This is a genomic window from Bacillus badius NBRC 15713 (assembly GCF_001591605.1).
In the GTDB taxonomy this organism is placed as follows: Bacteria; Bacillota; Bacilli; order Bacillales; family Domibacillaceae; genus Pseudobacillus; species Pseudobacillus badius.
Window position 1 is genome coordinate 1 of sequence record NZ_BCVF01000043.1, and the last position, 13,205, is coordinate 13,205.

Genomic DNA, 13,205 nt, shown 5'->3' on the forward strand with positions numbered 1-13,205 from the left:
CCATTCCAATCAACAGGGGTGACAAAGCCAGGGCATCCTTAAACAAGGCATGTATTATGGGGAAGCATCAAGGCCTTATGAGGAATTGAAACAGAAAGTGGAAGCCTATATCCATTACTATAACAACGAACGGAGGAAACAAAAATTGGCTGGCATGAGTCTAGTACAATACCGAACTCATGCCAGCCAATTAGTTGTATAAATAAAACTCTAACTTTCAGGGGTCACTACCATCCTTCAGCCCTTCTTGCTATTTGGTCAAGAAGTTTTCGGTATAGTACGGCTGGTTTTCCTCATTGAACGCTGCACCTACACCGAGAAAACGGTATTCCGGACGGAGGATATTTTCCCGGTGGCCCAGGGAATTCATCAAGCCTTCGTGGGCGAAAATGCTGCTGAACTGTCCATACGCAAGGTTTTCCCCCGCAGTGGTAAAGGAGACGCCATCGGCTTCCATCCGGTCAAAGGGGGACTGTCCCCGCTTATTCGTATGGGAGAAATAATTCTGCTTCGCCATATCGCTGCTATGTTTTCTAGCTGTTCCCTTCACTTGATCGTCCCACTTCAGTACAGCGAGGCATCGTTTGGCCCGGGCAGCATTCGTTAAATCAAACAGCTGATATTCAAAGCCTTCTTTCAATGGTTCATGGCCTTTGACATAGAAAGAGCTTTTTTTCTGCTCTACGTCTTTGCGGATCAGCTGAATGGCAGTGACCGTGTTGTTTTCGTGTTTGTCGTAAAAAACCGTCACAAAGCTGTTGTCGAGGTCGAAGGTGTCATAGTCTTCTTTCTCGTCAAAACGCATATATACCAGACCTTTGCGCATCTCAGCGAGCGGCTGGCCGAATTTTTTCCGGACCGCTTCCTTGGCGCTGCCCAGCTTGATGCCGCTCTTAGAAGCGATCAAATCCTGATTGGTGTACAGCCCTGCTACTTGGCCATTCTCATCATAGGCGGCCATCACAAAGTTTTGATAGTTTGTATGGTAAGCGTGCCATTCGACCCCGTATTCATTGGCAGAGGAGCGCTTCGGGGAACCTAGTACCTGCTCCGCCTGTTCCTTGCTGTCAGCCAACTCAATATTATGAATGGAAAACGCCTGCTCGGCCGGTTTTGACAGCGCCGGCTTTTTCACAGGCGGGGACTTTGTCCCATCCGTTCCGCTGAAGTCAGCAACAAACTCTCCCAGCCCCAGCTGCTCGGTGAAATCGAGAAAACCCGCCTTTGCTTTCTCAGATGCTTTCGACTCATCCAGCTGCTTTTCAATCGCCGGCCATGAAAGAAAAGCAACCGTAATCACTATTACTGTATATAAAAAGCTCCGCAACATGCCAGCTTCCTTTCTTGATTGCTGTTTTCTTTATTATAGGTTTTAAATCTTATTTTTTACAATAATATCCCCTTTCCAATTTTACTATTAAAGGGATAATTGTATAGGGCATTTATCCTCTTATCTAGCTTGTTTGTTTTTTACTGTTAATTTCCCTCTGAAGCAGCCGATATAAAAAATGGAGTATATAATCGAAAGTAAAGCTTGTAGATCAATAGGTACATGAGTGAAATACAAAAAGAAGGAGTGGGGGACAAATGGTCCGAATCGGCGGATTGGCGAGCGGTATGGATATTGATCAGATGGTCAAGGATCTGATGAAAGCAGAACGGATGCCGCTTGATAAACTAAAGCAAAAAAAGCAAGTGCTGGAATGGCAGCGGGATGACTACCGGACAATGAATACGCTGCTGTTAGATTTCCGTTCAGAGTTAACGCAAATGAAGTTAACGACGAAATATAGGGCAAGAGCAGCAGCGTCAACAAATGAAGATCGGGTGACAGCGACAGCGAGCAGTGCGGCTGGAGCGTCTTCTTATCAAATTTCAAAAGTTGATGTTTTAGCTAGTTCAGAACGTCTTTTAAGCGGCACTGGAAAAATTGAGCTTGATCCTAGTAAGGATTTATATAGCCAGGCTCAAAGTACACCGGATATGTGGAGAACAGGAACAGTCGAAACAAAATCATTTACGGCAGATGGAAGTAAAGCTACGTTTTCCTTAGAAGTTCCTACAGCTAATCTAGGTGATTTTTCCTCATGGAGCGTAAAAGTAAACGGCAAAGGCTATAAAGTAATTACTGATCAAAGTAAATGGGAGGCACTTGCCTCTGATGATAGTACTCACGTATTTGTAGACAGCGCTACAGGAAATGTTCAGTTCAAGCAAAATATAGCGAAGGATAGCTCTGTCCGCGTGGATTATATTGCGAAGGAGAAAACGGATACTGTCACGCTGGCTCATGACTCTCAATCGGTTCAGCTTTCACGTGGATCCATCAGTGCAGTAACGTCTTTTTCTCTTAAAAAAGACGATGGAACATCACAAAATTATGTTGTAAATAATGGACAAGTATTTAAGGAAGAAGACACCGGATTTGCTGATGCGGTAGCTACGTTTGACAAGGTGACAGGCAAGATTACGTTTATTGATGGAAAAATGGACTTGCCTCCGAAAGCCAACGCAGGGGAAGAACAAACCAAATACACAATAGAAGTCACATATAAACAAAATTACACGACGTTTAGCTTGGATACGGCTACCTCCAAGGGAAATATGCATGAAAATTTTATTGTACAAGGTAATGAATCTCTTACCCAATTAGGCGATCGAGTGAATAGTTCTAATGTGGGGATTAATCTGTTTTATGATAAACAGTCCGGACAGATGACATTGAACCGTGCGGAAACAGGAAAGTTTAACGATGCGGGGCCAGATATAACGGTTGAAGGCTTGTTAATGAAAGATATATTTAAATTTGATGCTACGGCCAAGCTTACAGGCGGGAAAAATGCAGTTTTTACTATTAACGGCCTGACAACTGAAAGAAACTCCAACACCTTCGAAATGAACGGGGTTACCTTCACGCTCAAGCAGACATTTGCTGAGGAAGTGAGTGTATCTGTCAATAACGACAGTACTAAGGTGTTTGATAATATTAAAGAGTTTGTTAATAAATACAATGAATTGATTGATAAGATCCAGAAGAAAACAAGTGAAGAGCGGTACAGGAAATATACACCGTTAACCGATGATCAGCGGGAAACATTAAGTGACAAGCAGCAGGAGAAGTGGGAGGAGATGGCGAAGAGCGGTCTTTTGCGCCGGGACCCTTTGCTCGGAAGTGTGTTAACAAATATGCGGATGAACTTCTCGCAGCCAGTGACGAATGATAAAGTATCGGGAGCGTTTAATCAGTTAGCGAAGATAGGAATCACGACGACCGCCAACTATTTAGAAGGCGGCAAGCTGGAAATTAATGAAGCAAAACTGCGCAAGGCGATCGAGGAAGATCCGGAATCGGTAGAAAACCTTTTCCGCGGCGATGGCGCGACAGATAGCCAAAAAGGAATTGTTCAGCGCCTGTATGATACGGTTAGCAAGACGATGAACCAATTGAAGGAGAAAGCAGGGAATTCCTTTTCCACGCAGCAGCAGTTTGCGATCGGCCGGACGCTGAAAGGGCTTGACAGCCGGATCAACAGCTTTGAAAAGCGGCTCGTTCAAGTCGAAGACCGCTATTGGCGCCAATTTACAGCCATGGAAAAAGCGATTCAGCGCTCGAATCAGCAGTCAATGTACTTAATGAATCAGTTTGGCGGCCAGTAAGGCTGGCGCAGAATGAAAGAAACTGGGTGGGTGTATTGGAAAGACGGCAGTTAACGGAAGAGCAATTCGACTTTGTGAAACAATATGTGGACTTGCTTGGAACGATTGAAGAAGGTTTTGTGTATATCATTAGGAGCTTTGAGGACTATAGCCATACAGAGAGTGACCGTATGCTGGCAGACATTTTCTCCGCTTTATATCAAGCGGGGCAGGCAAATGACACGCTGCAGCGCATTTTTCAAGCGGGCTTGCAAGAGACGATTCAACAATTTCGCAATGTGGCCGAGCAAGCGCTTGAGCTTGAGGCTTCCTTTACGGATCTAAAGCGGCGCGAACAGATCATCATAGAAGGCCTCTATCCGGCTTTTCATAACTGGGCTAGGGAGATGCAGCGGATGTTGCTGCCGTATGTAAGTATATAACAATAGAGGGGGCTGCTTTGGAAGATGCCGAGGCAGCCTTTTTTATCGCTAGCATTCAAGAAGGAATTCGAAAAAACCGCGAATTCCTTCATTTTTTTTCTCCCGGTTAATATATTAATGGTAAGTGAAGAAAATAGCGCTTTGGCCTAGACGTTTATCACCTTTGCTCCGCTTCTTCATATTGTACTAGTAGGAATTGCTTTCAAAAAGGGATGAGATACATGCCAGCGATTGTCGGAGCGATAAAAGTGAACAGTATAGGAAGCGGCAGTGTTTTTAATATCGGTGATGTGTACACGATTGCTCCGTCCTCCACAGTCAAAACCTTTGCCGGAGCAGGGTCCTTTAATACAGGAGAAGGCATAATGGTCAGAAATGAGTATAGCTCTACGAATACGTATGATTCTGATGCGATTGATTCCAGTATTCAAAACGCTCTTTAAGGCTGCTTTAACAGGGAGGGGGAGCCGATGAATTTTCATATTAACCAAAACATTGTGATCCACAACTTAAAAATTGAGTCTGTCTCCAATTCTTCCTTTTTGCAAATCGGAAGTGCGGGCATTATTAAAGCGCTGTCCAATCTTTATAATACCGGGGGATTTACTGAGCCGGCTCCGCAGCCAGGCACACAAGCCGGACGTCCTTTTCTTGTGCCGCTTTCTCCCCCTCGTGCCTGATGGTCATTTGCGATCTTTCAACTTTTGCTGTAAGGAGGGGATTATATGTATGTTGATTATCCCCGTATTATCCACCATCTCCAAACTATGTATGAACGAGTGAAATCCCAGCAGCAAACGATCATGCAGCTGCAGGAAACTGTTCAAACACTTCAACAGGAAGTTCAATCGTTAAAACAAAATCAATCCTCCAATATTGAACGGATTGAGTATAAATTTGATCAATTGAAAGTAGAACGGCTGGAAGGCACCTTGAACATTGGCATTACGCCTAACACTGGCAAGGGGACGATCGAGGATTTTTCCATTGAACAAAATGATGTAACCGTGCCGGTAATGAATCCCCAGCAGCGGCTGCTGTTATTCGGGAATATTCAGCGGCAAATCCATGATTATTTAAATGGCCATTGTTACCCGGATTTTCAAGCGATTGAGCAGCAAAAAAACCAGGTGATCACTCCGGATTACCGGCAGTACATTATTGAAGATATTAGAAAGCAAATTGACTCCCGTATTCATTATTATTTAAACCAGCTGAACATGAGCCAGATTGAGGAAGAGCAACTGGCAGAAGTGGAAGGGCGGATGATTCATAGAGTAAAAGAAGACATTCATAAAACGTATGATGAATTTATTGCACAGCTGCCAAAGGAAGGGGGCTTTTTGAAATGAATTTCACTGTTGTGAACAAGGAGATTTGTGTAGAGAATATAAACATTCGGGGGGTAGCGAGTGCTTCCATGGCTTTTATTGGCGATACGGATACCATCGTTCTATCTTCTGCTTTTGATACCCCGCCTGAGTCTTTGATTGTCGGGCCGTTCGTTCCGCTGCCTTCTGAGTAAGGAGGGCGTTTTATTGTTTAAGAGAACATCTGTGGTTCAAGATGTCCGAGTGATCACGATGCTTAACAGCTCCATTCTTGAAGTGGGCGATTCTGCCGAGCTGAACTTGCGAAGCCGGGTACTGGCTGTTCAGCGTGAGGCGGAGGTTTTTTACGGACGTGAGGGCAATTTTAACGAGTATCCGGTTTTTTCAAGAAGCTTGCCTATTCCGCAAATAGAGGAGAATGTAACGGTGACGAGATACAACCTGTCTCCTTTCATTCGGGTGAAGCATGTGGCGATTACGGCCATTTCGTCCTCTAGCGTGCTTCATATCGGATCGACCGCAGCCATCGATGCGGAATGCCGGATCAAGAATATCCGGCAATTATTAAATGATGGGAAGCGATCCTAAACAGTGAGTAGAATAAGAATAATTCAGACAGAAAAGAGTGTTCATAATGCCTTCCATAGTTACTGGACCGTTTAAAGTAAACAGCAACGGCGGAGTGATGAATTTCGGAGACACCTTGAATATTGCTCCGAAAAGTATTTTAAAAGAAGTGCGGGGAGCAGGCGGATCGAATGTCGGGGATTTGACTATGACAAATACCGGCATTAGCATCACCAATTCCCTCGATCCGGATCTTGTCGATCAGCCGCAAGCAGGCAACAATTGATTCTTTGCAAAAAGTGGTGAATAGAGATGGATAACTACTTTGACGGATGGGATTCGTTATTTAAAAAGTTTTTTGAGGGAGAGGTGGAAGGGAAGTTCCATCACTATTTCAAAGGGACGGACAATCAGCTGCGCGTCAATTTGTATGAATCTAAAGATAAGCTGATGTGTTTGTTTCTTCTGCCGGGAGTTCCAAAAGTAGAGGATATCCATTTAAATGTTCATGAACAAATGCTTGAGGTCCGCTGTGATATCCGCTTTGATCATAAGGGGTTTCGCGTTGTTCAGGAAGAGTTTCATGAAGGAGCCTTCACACGCATCATTAATCTGCCTTTTCCTGTGCGGGCGGATCAGGTGGAGGCTTCCTACAAGAGAGGGCTGCTGGCTGTCCAGTTAGTCCGGCGCACGCCGCATAACGAGCATACAGGCATCTTGATTCGAGATGTGGAATAGAAGACAATTGGGTGCCTGTCAAAGGGCACCCATTGTCTATTAAAGCAGCAAGGTGAGAAAAATACCGGCAGCGGTAATAAACCCAACGAGAGGCCCGCCTTTTTCGTAGGCTTCAGGTGCCATAGTAGAGGCGATCATCGCGATAATGCCGCCCGCTGCAAAAGAGCGGAGCAAGGCTTTCGTGCTGTCCGATGCATGGTCTAAAAAGACGTAGCCGGCCAGAGCGCTTAAGGCTGAGGCAGCGAGCACAAGCATCCACATCATGATGACTTTTCTTTTGCTGAAGCCGCCTTTGAGGAGGCCGGACGTGCTGGAGAGACCCTCTGGAAAGTTGCTGATAAAAATAGCTGTAATGAGTGCCGGATTGACGCCGCCGTTAATCAGGCTCAGCCCGATCATCGCCGTTTCCGGAATGGCGTCCATAATCGTACCGATGAAAATGGCCATGCCTGAACCGGATGCATCCGGTGAAGCGCTGCCTTCCCCGGAGCGTTTGCGGTGCTGAGCGCCTTTGCGGTTCACAAGCATGTCCAGCACAGTAAAGAGAATGGCCCCGCCGAGAAAACCGAAAGCCAGATCCTTCAGCCCGCTCAGCTTCATCGCTTCTTCGAGAAGATCATAGGAAACCGCAGCGATAAGTGCCCCTGTTCCAAGAGCCATAATATAGCCAATCAGCCGTTTAGGGAGAGAAATAAGCAATACGGCAACAGCGCCAAGTAAATTGGCCGCGCCGGCGATTGCCCCCCAAAGCAAAGCTTCACCCATAGCCGTCATTCCTTTCCAATCATTGTCCTTTGCCTATTCCCTGAATCTTTGTTTTTACACGTAAAGAAAAAGCGTGCTGCCCGAAAGAGACAGCACGCCGTATTAGCATTTAAAGTGAGAGATCAGCTCTTGCAATTCTTCCGCCATGGAGGATAACGCCTGGGAAGAGGCTGAGATTTCTTCCATGGAAGCTAATTGTTCCTCGGTTGAGGCAGCAACCTCCTCTGAAGTAGCTGCGTTTCCTTTGGCAATCAGGGATAATTCATTGGTCATATCCGTTACCTCTTGAACAGCTGCCGCCATTTGCTGGGCTGTAGCTGACACTTCCTCCATTTGCGGAGTAATGTTTCTTGTGCTCTGGAGAATGGAACGGAACTTTTCGATGGCTTCATTGGATATAGCGACACCGCTCTGCACGTTGTCTGTCACTTGGGCCATCACTTGGACAGAGGTTTCTGTGTCTTTCTGAATCCCCTGGACGATTGTAAAGATTTCTTTGACCGATTGTTGGGATTGCTCGGCCAGCTTGCGTACTTCATTGGCCACGACGGCAAACCCTTTGCCATGCTCACCGGCCCTGGCCGCTTCGATGGCTGCATTTAAAGCAAGAAGGTTCGTTTGCTCGGCAATCCCAGTCACTGCGTTTAAAATTGAACTGACTTCCTTAGAGCGTTCATACAGCGAATGAATCATCGCGTTTGAATCTTCTACAGACTGCTGGATCGACTGCATTTGCCGAACGGTATCGGCAACCGCTTGGCCGCCTTCCTCGGCCTGGGCAGTCGTCTCTTGGGCCAGCTCGGAAACTTTCGCCGAGCGCTCAGCAATTTGCACGGCTCCTTGAGATACTTCCCCTAAAGAGCGCGCATTTTGGTCGACACCCGCCATCTGCTTTTCTGCACTGCCTGCGACTTCCTGGATTGAAACCGCCACTTGCTCTGTAGCCGCGCTTGTTTGTTCTGCGCTCGCTGTTAATTCTTCTGATGAAGATGCCACTTGCTCTGCGTTCACTTCAATTTTTTGCACAAGCTGCTTAATGTTTGTCTGCATCGTTTGAAAAGCCTGGGCCAGCTGCCCGATTTCATCGGCAGACTGTATATTTACTTCCTCTGTCAGGTCGCCTTTGCTGATTGTGATTGCTTGCTCCTTCAGACTTCTGAGCGGTTTAATAATAGACTTGATAATAAAGAAAACCACAGCAGCGCCAGCCAGCATCGCTATGAAAATCACGAACAGCGTCTTTTGAAAGATCGGGAAGGCCGCTTCTGTGAATTCTGCCTGCTCAATCGTTCCGCCTATTTTCCAGCCAGTCAGTTTGTTGGTGACGAAGCTCATGGCTCTTTCCTGTTCACCGGCTGTATAGTTAAACTGTCCTTTTTCCTTTTCGTACAATGCTTGATAAAAGGGTTCCGTCGCCTGCTCGCCGGGCTCGATGGAAGGATGAACCATCGCGGTTTGGTCTTTATCTAAAAGAAATGCATATCCTTCCCGGCCAATCTTTACTTCTTTGATTAACCCTTGAATGTAGGCCAGATTAATATCAACAGCCACTACGCCAGAGCCGTCCGCTGTCGATTGGGAGACGGTGACGACCATGTCGCCTGTCGTGACATCCGGGTAAGGCTTGGAGATGACTGTTTCGCCTTTTCGTGCCATCGACTCTTTGTACCAGTCTCTCGTCCGGGGATCATAGCTCGCCGTATCGGTAATAACCGGCTCTTCAATGAATAAGCCATCTGCTGTTCCGACATAGATGCTGAACGCTTCCGGATGCAGCTTGGCGTATTCTGCTAATCTTTGGCGCAGCCTGACACTGTTATTGCCTTTATAGTCTTCAGCGCGGATGCTGTTGGAAAAGATACTGATATCATGACTTTTTGCTTCAATCATTTGATCAATTGAAGAGTTTAACATATGAAGGTTTTCAGAAAAACCGGACAACATTTCCTGCTTGACTGCTTCCTTTGCTGTGCCGTATGACAGGGTCCCGATCAAAAGGGATGGAATTATCAAGATAATGGAAAAAGATAAAATCAGTTTGGCCCGCAACGTACCCAAACGTGTAAAAAAGCTTCCCACTGCCAATAACCTCTTTTCTATGAATGTCTATTCTCTGGATGCTTAATCTTTAACCAATGGATAAAGACTATTCTATGTATCGGTAAAAATATACAAACTTTAATATCTGCTCAGATGAAAATGAGTTTTATAGTCATATATTCCTGTTTTTCTGGGAGGGAGGCTGGAACGCGAAAACAGGTCCGCCCCAAAAAGTCCTTTTAGGGCGGACCTGTTTTATGTGGTTATTCTTGCCACTTCTCCTTCCAGTCTTCTACTTTGCTGTCAATCTCCTTTTTCTGTTCTTCCAGCTGTTGAGATTTTGTCTCATAGACACGTTGAAAATGGCTGTTGCGCACCTGATTCATTTCTTCAGCGAGAGTTTGCACTTCTTCTTTCGTTTGATCGTCGATCAGCTTTTGGCTGGAGAGAAAGGAGAGAGCATTGGTCATCCGATTTTTCTCACGGTCGCTTAAGTCCGTCAGCCGCCCTTTATAATCGGACAGCTCGCTTGTTTTGTTGACATATTCATGAAGCGGAACGCCTTGTTTTCCGACGATTTCAAAGAGGGAAGGGCGCCACTTTTTGGTGACTTGCATTTGCAGCTCTTCCTTATTTTTGACGGTCACATAGTCACCGCCGCCGGCTTCAGCCACTTCTTTAAGCTGCTTTTGGCCGGAGTCGTCAACATCGAAGCCAATAATATTCACCTGTGCTTGAATATTTTGGGCTTGCAGCTTTTTGGCGGCTGCCACCGGATCGCCGCCGCACGTTTCTATGCCATCGCTGACTATATAGACGCTGTTAGTGTATTGATTGGATGGGTAGGCAGAAAGAATATCGGCTGCTTGGTTGATAGCAGCGGCCAGTGGCGTCCATCCGCTCGCCTGGAAGGAGCCGGTTGCTGCTTCAAAGGCCCCCTTTTCATAGGGTGCCAGCGGGAAGACTGCCTCAATGGCCCGGCATGACTTCGCTTGGTCTGCCTCACTTCCGCTGCCCACATGCCCGTAAACGAGCAATGAGACCGCTGTTCCTTTAGGAAGCCCAGCCGCGAATTCTTCAATGGCTGCTTTCGCCAAATCCATTTTCACCCCTCCGGGAACCTTCGCTTTCATGCTGCCGCTCGCGTCCATTAACATGACCACGTTCTGCTGTTTTTTTTTTCTTTCCGTGCTTTCCTTCCCTTCTGGCAGATCAGGGGCCTGGAAACCGGATTCAAATGAAACGAGCGGTTCGTAGAATTTCTTGTACTGCCCTGAGCCAAGGGCATAGACGAGGTAATCATATACTTCATCACTCGTTTGCTTTTCATTCTTCTTAAAATAATCGCCAATCTCCTTTTCCATTATCGGCTGGAAGGTTTTCTCGTAAAAGTTGCGGTACTGAAACCAATCAATCGGTTGGACGGCTTCGATCTCCTCATCGAAGTGTTTCTTCATCAGCCAACCGGGCTTTTGGGAGATCATGTCTTCTGCTGTTCTTGGAGCCTTGGGAACCTCATCAGCTGGTGTAGTGCTGCGGGAAGCGTCCGCTTGTGCCTCCTTTTTATTTAGCTCGGTTTCCTCCTGGCCGGTGGAACAAGCGGTGAGAAGCAGCAAAGCAGCTAATAGCATCATTCCGATGCTCGGATATTTGAACTCTTTCATCCTCTATCCTCCTAAAAAGTACAATTATTTTTTATTATGTCAAACTAAATTATCCAAAACTAGATGAAAAAGGAAGGGATTAAGAGGTGTTTAGCTAATCGATTTAAATCTTTAGTCCCGCGCTTGGCGGCGGATAAAACCAAGATAAGCTTCTTCCAATTTCTTTCTTATGATAATATAAAGCTGTCAAACTTAAGAAATGCTGAAAAGAATGGTCTGGCTACCAGGCTGTATAAAAAAGATAAATATGAGTAAAAATTTGTCATTCACTTCTTGCTGTAAAAAGCAGGAAGCTGTCGAAGGCTGGACAGATTTGGTATAAGTGCCGAAAATTCGGCGGCGAAATGACAAAAATCCGGCATTGATTATTACGGGGACACCTGTCTTAAAATGGAATAAACGTACAGACAAGAAAGAGGCGGCAGATGCTGCTGATTCTTGAAGTGTTTTTGTAAGTGAAGAAGGAGAGTTGTTCAAAATGCTGTTGAATGGAACGGACAAGAAAGAGATGGAGATGATTCAGGCCATTTTGGGCACGATTGATGAAGGCATTCATGCGGTAGATGCGAACGGAATAACCGTTTTTTACAACCATGTGGCCGCGAAGCATGACGCTGTTGAACGCGAGGAGGTTCTCGGCAAGCATTTGTTGGAAGCGTTTCCTTCTTTGTCTCCAGCAACGAGTACCTTAATGAAGGTTATTCAGACTGGGGAGCCGATTTATAATCAGCATCAGTCCTACTATAATATCCGGGGAACGCTGATTGATATGGTGAATACAACCCTTCCAATTAAAGTGGATGGGGAGCTTGTCGGAGCGGTAGAAATTGCCAAGGACCTGACTAAGGTGAAGCAATTGTCAGAAAAACTGATTGATCTGCAGGCTAAGGTGGAGACCGGACAACGGAAAAAAAAGGCGGCAACCACCCAGGCCGGTGCTAAGTACCATGTGACCGATATCATTACGAATGATGCCGCTTTTGAACAATTAAAAAAGAAAGCACTGAAGGTGGCAGCCACCTCATCACCTATATTGATATACGGGGAAACCGGGACAGGGAAGGAGCTGCTGGTCCAGTCGATCCATAATGCTTCTCCGCGCCAGTCAGAAGCGTTTATCGCTCAAAACTGTGCGGCGATTCCTTCCTCCTTGCTTGAAGGCATTTTATTCGGAACGGCAAAGGGCAGCTATACGGGGGCGGTCGATCGGCCAGGATTATTCGAGCTTGCGGACGGCGGAACGCTCTTTTTGGATGAAATTAACTCAATGCCGCTAGATATTCAGGCGAAGCTGTTAAGGGTGCTGGAAAATGGCGTCATTCGCAGAGTAGGCGGAACGAAAGAGCATGAGGTGAACGTTCGGATTATTGCAGCCATGAATGAGCCGGCAGAGGTGTGCTTGCGTGAAAAAACGCTGCGTTCCGATTTGTATTATCGTTTGAATGTCATCAACTTGCAGATCCCGCCGCTAAGGAATAGAAAAGGCGATATCCCGCTTTTGACGGATCATTTTGTCCAAAAATATAACTTTCTTTTTGGCAAGCTCGTCACTAAGGTGGCAGAGGAGGTCAAGGCAGTCTTTAATCGTTATAACTGGCCGGGGAATGTCCGGGAACTTGAACATGCCATTGAGTCGGCGATGAATGTGATGGACGGCGATATCATCACGCTTGATCACATTCCGCTGCACATAACAGGAGAGGCGCCGCCGGAAAATGGCGCAGCTGCTCCGCTGCAGCCGCTGCGCCAAGCATTGATGGAAACAGAGGAAAACTTAATTCGGCAGGCCCTGGCCGAAACCGGCGGCAACATTCAAAAAGCTGCCAAGCTGTTGGAAATTCCCCGGCAAACATTGCAATATAAATTAACAAAATTGGGTCTATCATAAAACCGCCGAAATTTCGGCGGTTTTTTCATGGTTTTGGCAGGTTTTTTGATCTGAAAGAGCGTTCAAAAGATGAAAAATATTTAAATTTTCGCTCTATTGAAAGGTTTGTCAGTGGAAGGGTCTCGTTTTGGCA

At 46.1% G+C, this 13,205-nt stretch carries 15 protein-coding genes; 11 read left to right on the forward strand and 4 right to left on the reverse strand.

What is annotated here, in order from left to right:
- The first annotated feature begins 34 nt into the window (after positions 1–34).
- Positions 35–202: an IS3 family transposase gene (locus tag BBA02S_RS20385; protein WP_255211762.1), complete on the forward strand. Its 168-nt coding sequence runs from the start codon at positions 35–37 to the stop codon at positions 200–202.
- Between the two features lie 48 nt (positions 203–250).
- Here BBA02S_RS20385 and BBA02S_RS16770 read toward each other — a convergent pair whose 3' ends face one another.
- Positions 251–1,330 carry a CAP domain-containing protein gene (locus tag BBA02S_RS16770; RefSeq protein ID WP_041113719.1) on the reverse strand — a complete coding sequence of 360 codons (1,080 nt, stop codon included), beginning with the start codon at positions 1,328–1,330 and terminating at the stop codon, positions 251–253.
- A gap of 257 nt (positions 1,331–1,587) precedes the next feature.
- Here BBA02S_RS16770 and fliD point away from each other — a divergent pair, with 257 nt between their 5' ends.
- The 9 genes from fliD to BBA02S_RS16815 all read left to right on the forward strand — a co-directional run bounded on the left by fliD (position 1,588) and on the right by BBA02S_RS16815 (position 6,715).
- The gene (fliD, locus tag BBA02S_RS16775) at positions 1,588–3,657 is read left to right on the forward strand and encodes a flagellar filament capping protein FliD (RefSeq protein ID WP_041113718.1); all 2,070 of its coding nucleotides are present in this window, start codon (positions 1,588–1,590) and stop codon (positions 3,655–3,657) included.
- Between the two features lie 35 nt (positions 3,658–3,692).
- Positions 3,693–4,079 carry a DUF8042 domain-containing protein gene (locus tag BBA02S_RS16780; protein ID WP_041113717.1) on the forward strand — a complete coding sequence of 129 codons (387 nt, stop codon included), beginning with the start codon at positions 3,693–3,695 and terminating at the stop codon, positions 4,077–4,079.
- A gap of 221 nt (positions 4,080–4,300) precedes the next feature.
- The gene (locus BBA02S_RS16785) at positions 4,301–4,522 is read left to right on the forward strand and encodes a spore germination protein (RefSeq protein ID WP_041094992.1); all 222 of its coding nucleotides are present in this window, start codon (positions 4,301–4,303) and stop codon (positions 4,520–4,522) included.
- Between the two features lie 27 nt (positions 4,523–4,549).
- Complete coding sequence (locus BBA02S_RS16790; RefSeq protein WP_041094989.1) at positions 4,550–4,759, forward strand: spore germination protein GerPB; 210 nt, start codon at positions 4,550–4,552, stop codon at positions 4,757–4,759.
- A gap of 45 nt (positions 4,760–4,804) precedes the next feature.
- Positions 4,805–5,431 carry a spore germination protein GerPC gene (gerPC, locus tag BBA02S_RS16795; RefSeq protein ID WP_041113716.1) on the forward strand — a complete coding sequence of 209 codons (627 nt, stop codon included), beginning with the start codon at positions 4,805–4,807 and terminating at the stop codon, positions 5,429–5,431.
- Positions 5,428–5,604: a hypothetical protein gene (locus tag BBA02S_RS16800; RefSeq protein ID WP_041094985.1), complete on the forward strand. Its 177-nt coding sequence runs from the start codon at positions 5,428–5,430 to the stop codon at positions 5,602–5,604. The genes gerPC and BBA02S_RS16800 overlap by 4 nt, the downstream gene beginning before the upstream one ends.
- Before the next feature lie 13 nt (positions 5,605–5,617).
- Positions 5,618–5,998, forward strand: a complete 381-nt coding sequence (locus BBA02S_RS16805; protein ID WP_041094982.1) for a spore germination protein GerPE — start codon at positions 5,618–5,620, stop codon at positions 5,996–5,998.
- Between the two features lie 46 nt (positions 5,999–6,044).
- The gene (locus tag BBA02S_RS16810; RefSeq protein WP_041094980.1) at positions 6,045–6,263 is read left to right on the forward strand and encodes a spore germination protein; all 219 of its coding nucleotides are present in this window, start codon (positions 6,045–6,047) and stop codon (positions 6,261–6,263) included.
- A 26-nt stretch (positions 6,264–6,289) separates the two neighbouring features.
- The gene (locus BBA02S_RS16815) at positions 6,290–6,715 is read left to right on the forward strand and encodes an Hsp20/alpha crystallin family protein (protein WP_052474970.1); all 426 of its coding nucleotides are present in this window, start codon (positions 6,290–6,292) and stop codon (positions 6,713–6,715) included.
- Between the two features lie 39 nt (positions 6,716–6,754).
- On the opposite strand, the gene BBA02S_RS16820 is transcribed toward BBA02S_RS16815, so the two are convergent.
- The 3 genes from BBA02S_RS16820 to BBA02S_RS16830 form a co-directional block, all read right to left on the reverse strand.
- The gene (locus tag BBA02S_RS16820) at positions 6,755–7,480 is read right to left on the reverse strand and encodes a ZIP family metal transporter (protein WP_041113715.1); all 726 of its coding nucleotides are present in this window, start codon (positions 7,478–7,480) and stop codon (positions 6,755–6,757) included.
- Positions 7,481–7,582: 102 nt separating this feature from the next.
- Positions 7,583–9,559, reverse strand: a complete 1,977-nt coding sequence (locus BBA02S_RS21765; protein WP_041094975.1) for a methyl-accepting chemotaxis protein — start codon at positions 9,557–9,559, stop codon at positions 7,583–7,585.
- Positions 9,560–9,783: 224 nt separating this feature from the next.
- On the reverse strand, positions 9,784–11,184 hold the full coding sequence (locus BBA02S_RS16830; RefSeq protein ID WP_156141457.1) for a vWA domain-containing protein: 1,401 nt from the start codon (positions 11,182–11,184) through the stop codon (positions 9,784–9,786).
- Positions 11,185–11,662: 478 nt separating this feature from the next.
- Here BBA02S_RS16830 and BBA02S_RS16835 point away from each other — a divergent pair, with 478 nt between their 5' ends.
- Positions 11,663–13,072, forward strand: coding sequence for a sigma-54 interaction domain-containing protein (locus tag BBA02S_RS16835; RefSeq protein WP_041094973.1), 1,410 nt, complete (start codon positions 11,663–11,665; stop codon positions 13,070–13,072).
- The last annotated feature ends 133 nt before the right edge of the window (positions 13,073–13,205 follow it).

Bases quoted from the DNA above. Each gene is read 5' to 3' on its own strand.
- BBA02S_RS16770 (WP_041113719.1), bottom strand. From the start codon at position 1,330: ATGTTGCGGAGCTTTTTATATACAGTAATAGTGATTACGGTTGCTTTT.
- fliD (WP_041113718.1), top strand. From the start codon at position 1,588: ATGGTCCGAATCGGCGGATTGGCGAGCGGTATGGATATTGATCAGATG.
- BBA02S_RS16785 (WP_041094992.1), top strand. From the start codon at position 4,301: ATGCCAGCGATTGTCGGAGCGATAAAAGTGAACAGTATAGGAAGCGGC.
- BBA02S_RS16790 (WP_041094989.1), top strand. From the start codon at position 4,550: ATGAATTTTCATATTAACCAAAACATTGTGATCCACAACTTAAAAATT.
- gerPC (WP_041113716.1), top strand. From the start codon at position 4,805: ATGTATGTTGATTATCCCCGTATTATCCACCATCTCCAAACTATGTAT.
- BBA02S_RS16800 (WP_041094985.1), top strand. From the start codon at position 5,428: ATGAATTTCACTGTTGTGAACAAGGAGATTTGTGTAGAGAATATAAAC.
- BBA02S_RS16810 (WP_041094980.1), top strand. From the start codon at position 6,045: ATGCCTTCCATAGTTACTGGACCGTTTAAAGTAAACAGCAACGGCGGA.
- BBA02S_RS16815 (WP_052474970.1), top strand. From the start codon at position 6,290: ATGGATAACTACTTTGACGGATGGGATTCGTTATTTAAAAAGTTTTTT.
- BBA02S_RS16820 (WP_041113715.1), bottom strand. From the start codon at position 7,480: ATGGGTGAAGCTTTGCTTTGGGGGGCAATCGCCGGCGCGGCCAATTTA.
- BBA02S_RS16830 (WP_156141457.1), bottom strand. From the start codon at position 11,184: ATGAAAGAGTTCAAATATCCGAGCATCGGAATGATGCTATTAGCTGCT.
- BBA02S_RS16835 (WP_041094973.1), top strand. From the start codon at position 11,663: ATGCTGTTGAATGGAACGGACAAGAAAGAGATGGAGATGATTCAGGCC.